The sequence below is a fragment of the Amycolatopsis sp. NPDC052450 genome, assembly GCF_044547565.1.
In the GTDB taxonomy this organism is placed as follows: domain Bacteria; phylum Actinomycetota; class Actinomycetes; order Mycobacteriales; family Pseudonocardiaceae; genus Amycolatopsis.
The window spans coordinates 37,824-51,915 of sequence record NZ_JBIUAQ010000030.1; the positions used below are offsets into that span (position 1 = coordinate 37,824).

The window sequence follows — 14,092 nt, forward strand, 5'->3', positions numbered from 1 at the left end:
ATCTCGCGTGATCAGAGACGTAACTCGCGTGATTGGAGGCGTAACTCTCGCACCGCGTGTCTTACGCCCCGGATCACGCGAGTTACGGCTTCAAGCACGCGAGATACGGCTAGCTCGACCGGGTCCGCCACGAGCGCAGGGTGAGGCGTCGCGGAGCGGGCTGAGCGGGCTCGGCCGCCTGGCGTCCGTACACCGCCTCCGCGACCGACCGTTTCAGGTCGCGGCACCGCCTGAGGACATGGGGCGGGAACCCGGTCCCGGTCGGCCGGTCCGGTGTCCCGCCCGCCTCGGCGTCGAACGAGGTCCACCCGGAGCCGAGATCGATCAGGCTGCGGTGCTTGGTCGTGTAGTACCCGCGCGACACGCTGACCGCGAGACCGGTCGCTCCGGCGGCCGCGGCGGCGAGGTGCAGATGGTACCGGCTGGAGATCCAGGTCTGGCCGGGCGCCGACGGCAGCCCGGTGCGCCAGATGTCGCGGAACGGGTGGAACTCCGCGCCGGCGATCTCGTGTTCCAGCAGCGCCGGAACGGCACGGTCGATCCGAGGGATCCCTTCGAGGATCGCCAGTTGTTCGGGATGGACCTCCCACGCCCGCAACAGGCCCAGCACCTGGGAGGCGAGCATCGACGGTTCGAAGGCGCCGATGTCGGACTGGATGCACAGGACGAATTCGCGCGCCTGCGCGGAGGGCGTCGGCTCGGGCGGATCGAGGAAGACGTCGTCGCACGTCCGGACGACTCCGGGGAGTAGTTCGGCCGAAGGGTCGTCGCGCACGTCGACGACGTCGAAGCGGTCGGTGAGGGACCGGAGAAGGTCCACGGCACCGGGCGGGAACGGTGTCAGCCCCTGTCCGGTCATGGCCGTGCGGGCCCCCGAGCGCCGGGCGGCGGCCGCGGCGCCCGCGATCAGCCCGATATGCCGGGGCCACAGCGCGTTGAGGTAGCCGCCGCCGATCAGGTGGATCACGTCGGTCCGGCCGAGCAGGTCGATGCCCGCGTCCCATCGCGGCGCGAGGCCGGGGTCGTTGACCGCCGACTGCACCCAGCCCGCGACCTCCCACGGATCGTCCGACGGCGCCTCACCGCACAGCCGCCACAGGGTGTCCGTGCAACGCAGGCGTGGGTGCAGATCGTTCAGCAGCAGTTGCGCGGGACCCGGCGAGTGGGTGTCGAGCCAGACGTCGGCCTCCGGATCCGTGCGCGCCAGATGGCGCAGCCACGTCGCCGCGATCAGTTCGTCGCCGTAGTTGGGAAAACCGCTCGGGCCGATCAGATAGTGGCAAGCGCGGACGGGCGGATCGTTCCGCCCGTCCGCGCTACCGTCGTAGGTCACTGTGCGACGGTGATCTGCGTGTTCAACGCCTGATCGCCCTGCGCCTTCTCACTGCCGGTCGCCTCGGTCTTGACGCGATCCTTGGCCACGCCCGCTCCTTCGAGCGCGGCGGTGATCGCTTCCGCGCGCTTCTCGGAGAGAGCCTTGGACTTTTCCGCGTCGGGGTAACCCGCGTGGGTGGCGACGGTGATCTTGACGTCGTTGCCCTGCATGGCCTTGGCGATCTCGCCGAGTGCCGTTTTGCTCTTCTCGGACAGTTCGGCGCTTTCCGTGGTGAAGGTGATCGGCGACTGCTGCTGCGCCTGCTGGATCGCGGCGGTCACCTTCTGTGCCGCCTCGCCGCCTGCCTGACCCGCGTCTCCGGTGCCGGCTCCCGAGGAAGCCGGGGCTCCGTCGCCGGAGGACGGCGCGGCGGCCGCGCTTGAAGCGGTTCCATTCGCGCCAGATGTCCCAGCCGCACCGTTCTCGCCCTCGGAGCCGCACGCGGCGACCAGGCCGGCCACGATCGCCACGCCCGTTACCGTCCGGGCAATATTCCTGCGCATGAAGTTCGAACTCCCTTTGGCCGTGTCCGCTTTGGCTGACCCCAGGGATACGAACACGAAAGGGCTAAACGCGCCAATCGTGGCCCGGTGGAGCGGCGGCAAAACCACCCGAGTGAGCTACCTCTGGCGATGCGTGTTCGCGGTGGTCGAGTGCTTTTTCCTTACCCGCAAAGGGTAAATGAGGTGAAGTTCGCGAGACTCACCCAACCGTCCGGCTCGAGTTGCGATGGAGCGCGAATGGACTTTGATGGTTGGGTGTACGCCGGTCGACGGCGTCCCGGAGTTCCATTCCGGTATTCACAATAAGTGAGGAGATGTCATGGGTATCGACTTCGAAGGCATGAAGGACAAGGTGAGCGGAGAGCACGTCGACAAGGCCGCCGATTTCGCGAAATCCCGATTCGGTGATCACTCCGACAAGATCGACTCGGCCGCGGACAAGGCGAAGGACTACCTCGGCGAGTCCGGTGGCGAGCAGCAGGGCGAACAGCAGCAGGACTCACCGCAGGGTCAGTAATTCGAGGACGTCCCGGAACGGCGCGTATCCGGACGTCACCGAGGTGTCGAGAACCCGGGACCGGCGGTAGAACGGGCTGAGGTCGAGCCCGACGCCGACCCCGCGGATCTCGACGGTGTCCTCCTGTAGTGGCACCGTTTCCCGTAGATGTTCGTCCAGGTAGTGCGGATCGTTCGCCAGGCTCGTCGCGCTGTCCATGGGACTGCCGTCGGAGAGGACGAGCAGGATCCGGCGCTCCTCCGGCCGCGCGCGCATCCGGTCGCAGGCCCAGGCCACGGCCTCGCCGTCGATCCCTTCCCGGAACAGATCGGCTTTCAGCAATGCCGCGAGATCGGGGCGCGCCCGGCGCCACGGGGTTTCGGCGTCCTTGAACACGACGTGAAGTCGTTCGTTGAGCCTGCCGGGATGCCGTGGCCGTCCCGCCCGGATCCACTCCCGCCGCGGCCTGCCGCCGTTCCAGGCGCCGGTGGTGAAGCCGAGGACTTCGCAGGCGGCGCCGGCTAGTTCGAGCGAGCGCGCGAAGAGGTCGACCAGTGCGGCGACGGGTTCCGTGTGCGCGGTCATCGAACCCGAGCAGTCGATCAGGAACGTCACGAGGGTGTCGGCCACCGGTTCGATTCGCTCGGTGCGGAAGATGCGGCGTTCAGTGGGAGAGCTGATCAGCTGCGCCAGAGTCCGGCCGTCCAGGTGACCTTCCTCCTGCCCGCCGTCCCAGCCGTCGCGGGTGGGTACGGCGAGCACCGCCTTGAGGTCGCGCGCCAGCCGCCCCGGGCCGACGCCCTGCCTGCCGACACGCCGGTCGAGCCGTTCCCGGAGTTCGGCCAGCAGCCCAGGGCGAACCAGGTCCGACGCACGCCGTTCGCGGTCGTACGCGGTGGTGAAGACCCGGTACGTCGCCGCGGATTCACCGAGCGTACGGCTGGTTCCGGCGGTCGCGGACGGGATCTGATCGCCGTGGCTCGCGTCGAATTCGATCAGGAGGCTGAAGCGCGGGTCGGTGGGGTCGCCGTCGTCTTCGGCGTCCCGCTCGGTCGCGGTGAGCAGTCCGCCGGCCGTCCGGGCGATCGACAGCGCGTGTTCGGCGAACGCCTTCTGATCGGTGCGGTGCCGTCGCAGCCCCGCGAGGTCGTGACCCAGCCTCGGCGCCAGCGCGAATCGGGTCGCCTCGATCAGGTCCTCGGTCTCCTCGACCACGGGTTCTCCGGTGATCCGTGACCGGCAGATCTGCGCGACCGTGTACAGCAACAGCCCGCGGGCGGTTTCGGTCAGCCCGGATCGGTGGAATTCGAGGGACCAGCGGAGGTGGCGAAGGCGAAGGTTCCGCCGCATGCCCGGCAGCTCCGCGGGCGGGAGCGACTCGACACGGAACTGTTCCAGCAGCTCGAAAATCCCGCGTTCGGCCGGATCCTGCGGGCAGAGACTTCGATGCAGGGCGGCGTCCGAGGCCCTCAGGCGCAACGCCATCCCGTCCGCGATCCCGCGTGAGGACACCAGGTCGTCGTCGGCGGAGTGACGCAGATGCGGTGCGTGCAGCGGCAGCGGTTCGCGTCCCCGATGCAGGCGCCGCGCCCGGAAGTGCAGCGCCGGGTCGCCGCTGAGCGCCCGGACCGCGGCCGCGCACAGCTCCTCGACCTGGTGGCGGCGCCGAGTTTCCGTCTGCCCGGCCGTCATGCCGAAAGCAGCTGGAGCTCGTCGTCGAAGCAGCGCTGGAAGTACTCCGCCACGAGAGCGCGCTCGGCTTCGTCGCATTTGTTCACGAAGGACAACCGGAACGCCGTCGCCGGATCACCGAAGATCTCGATGTTCTCCGCCCAGGTGATCACCGTGCGCGGGGACATCAGTGTGGACAGGTCGCCGACCTGGAAACCCTTACGTGTCAAGGCGGCCACCGCGACCAGTGAGGCCGCCAGCGGTTCCGGAACGCTGGGGACCCTGGCCCGCACGATCGCGATCTCCTCGGCGGCGGGCAGGTAGTTCAGCGACGCCACGATGTTCCAGCGGTCGATCTGCGCGTGGTTCAACCGCTGCGCCCCGTGGTAGAGCCCGTTGAGGTTGCCGAGCCCGACCGTGTTGGCGGTGGCGAACAGCCGGAAGGACGGATGCGGCCGCAGGACCCGGTTCTGGTCGGTGAGGGTGAACTTGCCGTCGCGTTCGAGCACCCGCTGGAGCACGAACATGACGTCCGGACGGCCGGCGTCGTACTCGTCGAGCACCAGCGCGACCGGCCGCTGCAGTGCCCACGGGAGGATGCCCTCCTGGAACTCGGTGACCTGCTTGCCCTCGCGCAGCACGACGGCGTCGCGGCCGACGAGGTCGAGGCGGTTCAGGTGACCGTCCAGGTTGACCCGCACACACGGCCAGTTGAGCCGGGCCGCGACCTGTTCGATGTGGGTCGACTTCCCGGTGCCGTGCAATCCCTGCACCAGCACGCGGCGGTCGCGGGTGAACCCGGCGAGCAGGGCCAGTGTCACGTCCGGGTTGAAGCGGTACGCCTCGTCGATCTCGGGAACGTGCTCGCCGCGTTCGCGGAACGCGCCGACGACGAGATCCGAATCGATGCCGAAGAGGTCGCGCACCGGGAGCCGAAGCTCGGGGACCATGAGAACTCCTTACGACGGAACACTTTCCGGTTCGGACGCGCCCTCGGCGTCGACGCGGCTGATCGCCTCGGCCGCACGCTGCAGCGCCGGAAGCGTCTGGAGCGCCTTGTCCGGGGTCAGCCGCATGACCGGCGCCTGCACCGCGACGCAGAGGTTGGCGCGGCCCGGGACGAGCACCGCGACGCACACCAGGCCGGGCAGGAACTCCTCGTCGTCGAGCGCGAAGCCGTCACGGCGAATGCGGGCGAACTCGGCCTCGAGCGTGTCGAGGTCGGTGATGGTCTTGTTCGTGTACTGCTTGAGCGGCGCGTGCGCGAGCAGTTTCCGCCGCTGTGAGGGGCTCATCTGCGCGAGGATCATCTTGCCGCTCGCCGAACAGTGGATCGGCACGCGTGAGCCGGGCCGGAGGTAGAACCGCAGCGGTTCCGGCGTCTCCACCCGGTCGAGGTACACGATCTCGTTGCCCGACAACGTGGTCACGTTGCAGCTCTCGCCGAGTTCGTCGACGAGGTGGCGCAGGACGGCGTGCCGGGCGCCGTGGTGGGTCGCGTTGAGGAGCAGGTTCTCCGCGAGCCGTCGCAGCCGGTGGCCGGTGCCGTAGTGGCGGCCGTCGGCCTGGCGGACCAGCAGGCCCGCGCCTTCGAGTTGCTGCAGCATGCGGTGCAGGGTCGGTTTCGGCAGGCCGGTCTCCTCGACGAGACCCTGCAGGGAGACCAGCTGATCCTTGGCGGCGATCAGCTCGAGCAGGGAGAACAGCCGCATGGTCGGCGTGTCCCCGTTGATCGGATCGGGTTCGCGAAGCAGCTCCATGTTCCGGAAAGTAGCACATGGAGTCTCGGTTTTCAGAATCCGGCGTTGACGCTTGACGATCCGCGTCCTATCGTCGGTCGCATCCTGATTTCAGGAACGCCACGTACCGATTTTTGTAACTCTCGCCTGTCGAAGGAGCGGAACATGACGGAACGGAAGACGGGTGACGGCCGCGTGGTCGTCAGCGGCCGGAAGAAGATGACCCCGTCCGAGGCCTTCGTCGAGACGCTCGTGGCCAACGGCGTCACCGACATCTTCGGCATCATGGGGTCGGCGTTCATGGACGCGATGGACATCTTCGCGCCGGCGGGCATCCGGCTGGTACCGGTCGTGCACGAACAGGGCGCCGGGCACATGGCCGACGGCTACGCCAGGGTGAGCGGCAGGCACGGCGTCGTCATCGGGCAGAACGGCCCCGGCATCAGCAACTGCGTCACCGCGATCGCGGCCGCCTACTGGGCGCACAGCCCGGTCGTCATCGTGACGCCGGAGGCGGGCACGATGGGCACCGGCCTCGGCGGCTTCCAGGAGGCCAACCAGCTGCCGATGTTCCAGGAGTTCACCAAATACCAGGGGCACGTCAACAACCCGAAGCGGATGGCGGAGTACACCGGCCGCTGCTTCGACCGGGCGCACTCCGAGCTCGGCCCGACGCAGCTCAACATCCCGCGCGACTTCTTCTACGGCGAGATCGAGGCCGAGATCCCGGAGCCCGCCAGTCTCGACCGCGGTCCCGGCGGCGAGCGGAGCCTCGACGAGGCCGCCGCGCTGCTGGCCACGGCGGAGTTCCCGGTGATCATCTCCGGTGGCGGCGTCGTGATGGCCGACGGCGTAGAGGAGTGCAAGGACCTCGCCGAACGCCTCGGCGCCCCCGTCGTGAACAGCTACCTGCACAACGACTCGTTCCCGGCGAGTCACCCGCAGTGGTGCGGACCGCTGGGCTACCAGGGTTCCAAGGCCGCGATGAAGCTGATCTCGCAGGCGGACGTCGTGATCGCACTCGGCTCGCGGCTCGGCCCGTTCGGCACCCTGCCGCAGCACGGCATGGACTACTGGCCCAAGGACGCGAAGATCATCCAGATCGACGCGGACCACAAGATGCTCGGCCTGGTCAAGAAGATCACCGTCGGCATCTGCGGCGACGCCAAGGACGCGGCGGTCGCGCTGACCCGGCGCCTTGCGGACCGGACGCTGGCCTGCGACTCCACAAAGGACGCCCGCGCGGCCAAGATCAAGGCGGAGAAGGACGCGTGGGAGGCCGAACTCGACGCCTGGACCCACGAGACCGACCCGTTCAGCCTCGACATGATCGCGGAGCAGGAGACCGAGGAGGGCAACTGGCTGCACCCGCGGGAAGTGTTGCGGGAACTGGAGAAGGCCATGCCGCCACGGGTGATGGTGTCGACCGACATCGGCAACATCAACTCGGTCGCGAACAGCTATCTGCGCTTCGAGGAGCCACGCAGCTTCTTCGCCCCGATGAGCTTCGGCAACTGCGGATACGCGCTGCCGACCATCATCGGCGCCAAGGCCGCGGCGCCCGACCGGCCCGCGATCTCCTACGCCGGTGACGGTGCCTGGGGGATGAGCATGGGCGAGATCATGACGGCCGTCCGCCACGACATTCCGGTCACCGCCGTGGTGTTCCACAACCGGCAATGGGGCGCGGAGAAGAAGAACCAGGTCGACTTCTACAACCGCCGGTTCGTCGCGGGCGAGCTGGAAAGCGAGAGCTTCGCGGGCATCGCGAAGGCGATGGGCGCGGAAGGCATCGTCGTCGAGAAGCTCGACGAGGTCGGCCCCGCACTGCAGCGCGCCGTCGACGCGCAGATGAACGAGGGCAAGACCACCGTCATCGAGATCATGTGCACCCGCGAACTCGGCGACCCGTTCCGCCGCGACGCGCTGTCCAAGCCCGTGCGCTTCCTGGAGAAGTACAAGGACTACGTGTAGGCCGCGGTTCGCCACCCGCGCGCGTTCGCGTTCAGTCGACTAAATGCGGGCACACCTGCCGTGAAGGACTCCTTGAGGGACCCAGAGTCCCTCAAGGAGTCCTTCACGGACCTGCCACCCGACAAACATCTTCAGCCGGGCCGGAAAGAAACTGGACCCATCGAACGCCGCCGCTCTGGTGCTGGGCCGGTGCCGGCCGGGTTGCGAAAGTCAAAGCACAGACTCGTGTCTCGAAGGAGGTCTCCGGTGGACGTCACCCAGCTGCGAGCGCAGGCCCGCAGGCATCTCGGCCCGCACTTCACCCGCAAGGACACCTGGGCCTCGGATTTCCCGGTGTTCGTACGCGGCGAGGGAAGCTACCTGATCGACACCGAGGGACGCCGCCACCTCGACGGTCTAGCCGGGCTCTTCTGCGTCAACATGGGCCACGGGCGGGCCGACATCGCCAAGGCCGCCGCCGACCAGGTCGGCACGCTGGCCTACGCGAGCAACTGGGGTTCGGCGCACACCCCCGCGATCGAGGCGGCCACGCTGCTGGCCGAACTCGCGCCGGGCGACCTCGGGACGACGTTCTTCGTCAACTCCGGCTCGGAGGCGGTCGAAACCGCGTTGAAGTTCGCCCGGCAGTATCACCGCAGCCAGGGCAGGCCCGAGCGGACGAAGATCATCAGCCGCGACATGGCTTACCACGGCACGACCATCGGTGCCCTCTCGGTGACCGGGCTCGCGAAGATCAAGGAGCCGTTCGGCCCGCTCATGCCCGGCGTCCGGCACGTGCCGAACACGTTGGGGCTGCTGGGTGACTGCGGGCCGGCGGCCGAATTGGACTGTGTCACGGCGATCGAGCAGGTCATCCTGGAGGAGGGGCCGGAGACCATCGCGGCGCTGTTCGCCGAGCCGGTGCAGAACGGCCGCGGCGCGCTCGTCCCGCCGAAGGGGTACTGGCCCGCTTTGCGCGCGCTGTGCGACAAGTACGGCATCCTGCTCGTGTCGGACGAGGTCATCTGCTCGTTCGGCAGGCTGGGGCACTGGTTCGGGCACGGTCTCACCGGGGTGGTGCCGGACCTGATCACCTTCGCCAAGGGTTCGACGTCGGGGTACGCGCCGCTCGGCGGCGTGATCGTGCGCGAGAAGTTGGTCACCGAGCTGTACGACTCGCCGAAGGGCGGCGTCTTCACGCACGGCGCCACCTGGGGCGGGCACCCGGTCGCGACCGCCGTCGCCGTCGCGAACCTCACCGCGATGCGGGACGAGAAGGTGCTCGACAACGTGCTCACCGAGGGCCCGGAACTGTTCGCCGCGCTGAACTCGCTGAAGTCGGCGCACCGGTGCGTCAAGGATGTCCGCGGGACCGGGTTCTTCTACGCCATCGAGCTGATGGCCGATCGCGACAGCGGTCGTGAGCTCACCGAGGCCGAATCGCTGAAGGTGCTCCGCGAGGTGCTCCCGGAGGCGTTCCGCCGCACGGGCGTCATCCTCCGCGGAGACGATCGCGGCGCGACGATGCTGATGATCTCGCCGCCGCTCGTCGCCGATCGCGAGGTGCTGACCGAGCTGCTCCACGGCGTCGACGCGATGCTCAACGACGTCGAGAAGGCCGTCCAGCCCTGAACCAGTTCTTTTCACCCGGTGGGGGTCGCCGTCTTCCGGCGGCCCCCGCTTCGTCTGTGGAGGTACTTCGATGAGCCTGACCACCGAGGCCACGCCGGACGCGACGCTCGGCAGATGGCGGAAGGCGTTGCGCGGCAGGAATCTCCGTGTCGCCCTGCCGGACGGCGACGACGACCGCGCCGTCCGTGCCGCTTTCGCCCTCCGCGCGGAGGGCGTCGTCCGGCCGCTCCTGTTCGGTGACGGGCCGCGTCTCCGTGCCGCCGGTGTCCCGGAAGACGTGATCGTGGACGTCGCGGACGCCCTTGCCGACGGCCGGACCGCGGATGCGTTGACGGCGGGATTCGCCAGTCGCCCGGAAAAGCTCGCCGCCGCCCGGCGTGATCCGGTGTTCGTGGCGGCCGCCGCCTTGCGGGCGGGCCGGGTGGACGCCTGTGTCGCCGGGGCGACCCGGCCGACCGCCGACGTGTTGCGCGCGGGATTGAGGGTCGTGGGCCTGGCGCCGGGAGTGTCCACTTTGAGCAGTTGCTTCCTGTTGCTGCTCCCGGACGGGCGGCGGCTGACCTTTTCGGACTGCGCGGTGGTGCCCGAACCGGGGGCCGCACAGCTGGCGGACATCGCCCTCGCCGCCGCGGCCACCCATCGCGGTCTGACGGGCGAGGATCCCGCGGTCGCGATGCTGTCGTTCAGCACGCAGGGGAGTGCCGACCATCAGCGCGTCGAGGTCGTCCGCGAGGCGACTTCCCTGGTGCGGCAACGGGAACCCGGCCTCCCCGTGGACGGCGAGTTGCAGTTCGACGCCGCGCTGGTGGCCTCCATCGCGGCGGCGAAGGCTCCCGGATCCGCGGTCGCCGGACGCGCGAACGTCCTGGTGTTCCCGAATCTGGACGCCGGCAACATCGGCTACAAGATCGCCGAACGGCTCGGGGGCGCCGTCGCGCTCGGCCCGATCCTCCAGGGCCTCGCGGCCCCGCTCAACGATCTTTCCCGCGGCTGCTCGGCCTCCGACATCGAGACGCTCGCGCTCCTGACCGCCGCTCAGGCCTTGGATGTTCCGTGCTAGCCGAGCAGCGCCAGTGCGACGTAGGCGATGGTGCCGACCAGCAGCGTGGAGAGCAGGCCGAGCAGCAGCGCCCGGCCGCCGGTGCGGACCAGGGTACCGATCCGGACCGCGCAACCGAGCCCGAACAACGCTCCCGCCAGCAGCAGCGTGCAGACAACTTTGGCGACGTCGAGCGCCACGCCGGGCAGGATCCCGGTGCTCCGCACCACGACCATCGCCAGGAAACCGAGGACGAACAGCGGGACCAGCGGGGTGCGCTTCCCGGCCGCGGACGGGCGGCGTCGGCGTTCGTGCACGCTGACCGCGGCGACCATGGGGGCCAGCAGGACGACGCGGCTGAGCTTCACCACCACGGCGACCGCGACGGCGGCGGTCCCGGCGGGGGTGGCGGCCGCGACCACCTGGGCGACCTCGTGCACGCTCAGCCCGGCCCAGCCGCCGATTCGCAGCGCGTCCATCCCGAGCCAGCCGCCGAGGAGCGGGACTGCCGCGATCGCCAGTCCACCGTAGAAGGTGACCAGGGCGACCGCGGTCGCGACGTCGGAATCCTCGCGCTCGACGACGCCTTCCATCGCCGCGATCGCCGACGCGCCACAGATGGAGAACCCGGTCGCGACCAGCATCGCGAGACCGCGCGGAACGCCGATCAGCCTGCCGAGCCCGAGCGTGCCGAGGAACGTGAGGCCGACCGTCAGCACGACCGCGAGCAGCGTGCCGGGACCGAGCGAGAGCACCGAAGGGAGCGCGAGTTGCAAGCCGAGAAGGACGACACCGGCGCGCAGCAGCTTCTTGGTCACCTTCGCGATCGCCTGCCGGGTGCCGTCGGAGAGCACCGGGAGCGAGCCGGCGAGCACCCCGAGCACGACCGCGAGGGTGAGCGCGCTGAGCACGGGAACTGCGGTGCTCAGCAGGTACGCGACAGCCACCCCGAGGGCGGTGACGGCCAGACCGGTCAGGTGCGGCTTCGTTCGCCGCGCGGACGTGGTGCTCATGGTGATGAGCGTCGTCCGGCAACCGCAACGCCGGTAGTCGGGAGAACACCGGGTAGGTCATGCGGTTTGGCTATGACAGCTCCGGAACTGGACGCTTTGCGTTTGCTCGTACTCGTCGACGAACTGGGCAGCATCGGCCAGGCCGCCGTCGCCATCGGGATCGCGCAGCCGTCGGCGAGCAATCGACTGTCCTCAGTGGAGCGACGGCTCGGGCTGGTGCTGGTCGACCGGACCCGCCGCGGTTCCGCGCTCACCCCGGACGGCCGGGTGATCGCCGGCTGGGCGTACCGCGTGCTCGCCGAACTCGACGGACTGCTCGACGGCGCCGAGGCTCTGAGGACCCGGCACGCCGGCGAACTCCGCGTCGCGGCCAGCATGACTCTTGCCGAGCACTTGGTCCCCGGCTGGATCGGCGAGCTCAACCGCGCGAACCCTCGACTTCACCTCGGTCTCGAGGTCACTAATTCGGACCAGGTCGCCGAACTGGCGCGTGCGGGCAAGGCCGACATCGGCTTCGTCGAGTCGCCGGGGACACCGGCCGGGCTCGCGTCACGGAAGGTCGCCGTCGACCATCTCGTGGTGGTCGCCCCCGGCGCGCATCCTTGGGCACGGAAACGCCTTCCGCTGACGCCGGCGGAACTGGCGCTCACGCCGCTCGTGGTGCGGGAACACGGCTCCGGAACCAGGGAGACCGTCGACGCGGCGTTGCGCAAGGCCGGGGTGGGGCCGGTGAAACCGTTGCTGGAACTGGGTTCCGCGTCCGCCGTCCGCAACGCCGTTGTCGCGGGCGCCGGCCCCGCGGTGATCAGCGCGCTGGACGTCACGGACCGCGAACTGGTGCCCGTCGCGGTGGAGGGCGTCGACTTCTCCCGGGTGCTGCGCGCGGTGTGGCCCGAAGGACGGCGTCTCACCGGACCGGCGGCGGAACTGCTGGCCTTGGCGGTACGGCGACCGTCCTGAGTGGTATCTGGACCCCTTTCCCACATCGTAACTGGCCCTCGCAAAGGGCCGGACTTGTTCCTACGGTGACCGGAACCACAATGGAGCTCCCAGCGCGACCGCTCCGGCGGTGCGTGCGAGAAGGAGGAGACGTGACTTCAGCGTCGGACCCGGCACAGACCAGCGGCCTGAAACCAGGGCTCAAGCAGCGACATATGAACTTGATCGCCCTCGGTGGCGTCATCGGAGCGGGGCTGTTCGTCGGCAGCGGCGTGGTCATCCAGTCGGCGGGACCGGCCGCGGTGGTCTCGTTCCTGATCGCGGGCCTGATCACCGTGCTCATCATGCGCATGCTCGCGGAGATGACGATCGCCAAACCCGCGCTCGGCTCGTTCTACGTCTACGCCAGGGAAGCGCTCGGCAACCGCGCCGGGTTCGCCGTCGGCTGGATGTACTGGTACTTCTTCGTCATCGTCGTGGCGGTCGAAGCCGTCGCGGGCGGCCGGATCCTGCAGCTGTGGGTACCGGACGTGCCACTGTGGGTACTCAGTCTCGGCCTGCTCCTGATCCTGACCGGTACCAACATGGTCTCGGCGCGGTCCTACGGCGAGTTCGAATACTGGTTCTCCTCGATCAAGGTCGTCGCGATCGTCGTGTTCCTGGTCGTCGGCGGCCTGTACCTGTTCGGCTTCTGGCCGGGCGCCCAAGGTGGCGTGACGAACCTGGTGTCCCACGGCGGATTCGCGCCACTCGGCATCGGCGCCGTACTCGCGGCGGTGGTCCCGTGCATCGGTTTCTACACCGGCGCGGAGATCGTCACCATCGCCGCCGCCGAATCCGCGGAGCCGAAGCGGGCGGTCGCGAAGGCCATGCGGTCGATCATCCTGCGGGTGGTGCTGTTCTACGTCGGTTCCGTGTTCATCGTCGTCGCGATCAAGTCCTGGGACGATCCGGCGACGGCGGTCAGCCCGTACGCGGCCGTGCTGGAGGTGCTCGGCATCCCGGCGGTGGCGACGATCATGAACGCGATCGTCCTGACGGCGGTGCTGTCCTGCCTGAACTCGGCCCTGTACACCTCGTCGCGGATGCTGTTCGCGCTGACCAGCAAAGGCGACGCCCCGAAGGCGTTCACCCGGCTCTCCCGCAGCGGTGTGCCGAGGCGCGCGATCCTCGCGGGGACGGCCATCGGATACGTGTCCGTCATCGCCGCCTACACCTCTCCGGATCTGATCTTCCAGTTCCTGGTGAACTCCTACGGCGCCGTCGCGTTGTTCGTGTACCTCTCGATCGCGCTCGCGCAGGTCCGGCTCCGCCGGCGCCTGGAACGCGAGGATCCGGAGAAGCTCACGCTCAAGATGTGGCTGTTCCCCTGGCTGAGCTACGCGACCATCGCGCTGATGGGCGGGGTGATCCTGGCGATGGCGCTGCTGCCGTCGACCCGCTCGCAGTTCTGGCTCAGCGCGGTGACGCTCGTGCTGATCCTCCTCGGCTTCGAGATCCGCAGGCGGCGTGGCAAACCGGTCGCCCAGGTTCCGGCGGCCCCCGTCGATCCCTTGCCCGACGAGTCCGAACGGGACGCTGCCTCGGCCGCCGTCCGGGATTGACAAGCCCCGCAACGGCAGCGTGGGGGGGGGGGCGGGCCGGGGGGGGAGCGCCAGCCGCACCACCGAGACTGTCGGCGGGGCGGGGCGCGGCGCGCCGTGAGCGCGCCGCGCCACCGCGACGACACCCA

General features: G+C 69.2%; 12 protein-coding genes. 6 read left to right on the forward strand and 6 right to left on the reverse strand.

The features are described 5' to 3' along the window. Positions 1 to 109: 109 nt before the first annotated feature. Together ACIHAO_RS34380 and ACIHAO_RS34385 are read right to left on the reverse strand one after the other, a co-directional pair. Complete coding sequence (locus ACIHAO_RS34380) at positions 110 to 1,333, reverse strand: polysaccharide pyruvyl transferase family protein (RefSeq protein ID WP_396564984.1); 1,224 nt, start codon at positions 1,331 to 1,333, stop codon at positions 110 to 112. Then, positions 1,330 to 1,845, reverse strand: a complete 516-nt coding sequence (locus ACIHAO_RS34385; protein WP_396564986.1) for an OmpA family protein — start codon at positions 1,843 to 1,845, stop codon at positions 1,330 to 1,332. Before ACIHAO_RS34385 ends, ACIHAO_RS34380 begins: the two co-directional genes overlap by 4 nt. 352 nt (positions 1,846 to 2,197) lie before the next feature. On the opposite strand from ACIHAO_RS34385, the gene ACIHAO_RS34390 reads away from it, so the two are divergent. Further along, positions 2,198 to 2,395 carry an Rv0909 family putative TA system antitoxin gene (locus tag ACIHAO_RS34390; protein ID WP_396564988.1) on the forward strand — a complete coding sequence of 66 codons (198 nt, stop codon included), beginning with the start codon at positions 2,198 to 2,200 and terminating at the stop codon, positions 2,393 to 2,395. Here the strand turns inward: ACIHAO_RS34390 and ACIHAO_RS34395 are convergent. Genes ACIHAO_RS34395 through ACIHAO_RS34405 form a run of 3 tightly spaced genes read right to left on the reverse strand, consistent with a single transcriptional unit; the run spans position 2,378 to position 5,805 of the window. Beyond that, entirely contained in the window at positions 2,378 to 4,066 is a 1,689-nt protein-coding gene (locus ACIHAO_RS34395; protein ID WP_396564990.1) for a cobalt chelatase, read from the reverse strand. The genes ACIHAO_RS34390 and ACIHAO_RS34395 overlap by 18 nt on opposite strands. After that, complete coding sequence (locus ACIHAO_RS34400) at positions 4,063 to 4,995, reverse strand: AAA family ATPase (protein ID WP_396564992.1); 933 nt, start codon at positions 4,993 to 4,995, stop codon at positions 4,063 to 4,065. The genes ACIHAO_RS34395 and ACIHAO_RS34400 overlap by 4 nt, the downstream gene beginning before the upstream one ends. A gap of 9 nt (positions 4,996 to 5,004) precedes the next feature. Continuing rightward, on the reverse strand, positions 5,005 to 5,805 hold the full coding sequence (locus ACIHAO_RS34405) for an IclR family transcriptional regulator (RefSeq protein WP_125782937.1): 801 nt from the start codon (positions 5,803 to 5,805) through the stop codon (positions 5,005 to 5,007). Between the two features lie 144 nt (positions 5,806 to 5,949). On the opposite strand from ACIHAO_RS34405, the gene xsc reads away from it, so the two are divergent. From xsc to ACIHAO_RS34420, 3 genes are all read left to right on the forward strand, one after another. Continuing rightward, on the forward strand, positions 5,950 to 7,758 hold the full coding sequence (gene xsc / locus ACIHAO_RS34410; protein ID WP_396564995.1) for a sulfoacetaldehyde acetyltransferase: 1,809 nt from the start codon (positions 5,950 to 5,952) through the stop codon (positions 7,756 to 7,758). A 246-nt stretch (positions 7,759 to 8,004) separates the two neighbouring features. Further along, the gene (locus tag ACIHAO_RS34415) at positions 8,005 to 9,369 is read left to right on the forward strand and encodes an aspartate aminotransferase family protein (RefSeq protein WP_396564997.1); all 1,365 of its coding nucleotides are present in this window, start codon (positions 8,005 to 8,007) and stop codon (positions 9,367 to 9,369) included. Positions 9,370 to 9,439: 70 nt separating this feature from the next. Beyond that, positions 9,440 to 10,429: a phosphotransacetylase gene (locus tag ACIHAO_RS34420; protein ID WP_396564999.1), complete on the forward strand. Its 990-nt coding sequence runs from the start codon at positions 9,440 to 9,442 to the stop codon at positions 10,427 to 10,429. Here ACIHAO_RS34420 and ACIHAO_RS34425 read toward each other — a convergent pair. Next, positions 10,426 to 11,421 (reverse strand): YeiH family protein, encoded by a 996-nt coding sequence (locus ACIHAO_RS34425; RefSeq protein ID WP_396565001.1) that lies wholly within the window; start codon positions 11,419 to 11,421, stop codon positions 10,426 to 10,428. The genes ACIHAO_RS34420 and ACIHAO_RS34425 overlap by 4 nt on opposite strands. A 72-nt stretch (positions 11,422 to 11,493) precedes the next feature. Between ACIHAO_RS34425 and ACIHAO_RS34430 the strand changes: the two genes are divergently transcribed. Together ACIHAO_RS34430 and ACIHAO_RS34435 are read left to right on the forward strand one after the other, a co-directional pair. Further along, entirely contained in the window at positions 11,494 to 12,381 is an 888-nt protein-coding gene (locus ACIHAO_RS34430; RefSeq protein WP_396565003.1) for a LysR family transcriptional regulator, read from the forward strand. A gap of 194 nt (positions 12,382 to 12,575) precedes the next feature. After that, complete coding sequence (locus ACIHAO_RS34435) at positions 12,576 to 13,964, forward strand: amino acid permease (RefSeq protein WP_396565097.1); 1,389 nt, start codon at positions 12,576 to 12,578, stop codon at positions 13,962 to 13,964. The last annotated feature ends 128 nt before the right edge of the window (positions 13,965 to 14,092 follow it).

What these genes read in the sequence shown, in the direction of transcription:
- ACIHAO_RS34430 (WP_396565003.1), top strand. Translation starts at nt 11,494, where the DNA reads ATGACAGCTCCGGAACTGGACGCTTTGCGTTTGCTCGTACTCGTCGAC.
- ACIHAO_RS34435 (WP_396565097.1), top strand. Translation starts at nt 12,576, where the DNA reads ATGAACTTGATCGCCCTCGGTGGCGTCATCGGAGCGGGGCTGTTCGTC.
- ACIHAO_RS34420 (WP_396564999.1), top strand. Translation starts at nt 9,440, where the DNA reads ATGAGCCTGACCACCGAGGCCACGCCGGACGCGACGCTCGGCAGATGG.
- xsc (WP_396564995.1), top strand. Translation starts at nt 5,950, where the DNA reads ATGACGGAACGGAAGACGGGTGACGGCCGCGTGGTCGTCAGCGGCCGG.
- ACIHAO_RS34405 (WP_125782937.1), bottom strand. Translation starts at nt 5,805, where the DNA reads ATGGAGCTGCTTCGCGAACCCGATCCGATCAACGGGGACACGCCGACC.
- ACIHAO_RS34400 (WP_396564992.1), bottom strand. Translation starts at nt 4,995, where the DNA reads ATGGTCCCCGAGCTTCGGCTCCCGGTGCGCGACCTCTTCGGCATCGAT.
- ACIHAO_RS34425 (WP_396565001.1), bottom strand. Translation starts at nt 11,421, where the DNA reads ATGAGCACCACGTCCGCGCGGCGAACGAAGCCGCACCTGACCGGTCTG.
- ACIHAO_RS34390 (WP_396564988.1), top strand. Translation starts at nt 2,198, where the DNA reads ATGGGTATCGACTTCGAAGGCATGAAGGACAAGGTGAGCGGAGAGCAC.
- ACIHAO_RS34395 (WP_396564990.1), bottom strand. Translation starts at nt 4,066, where the DNA reads ATGACGGCCGGGCAGACGGAAACTCGGCGCCGCCACCAGGTCGAGGAG.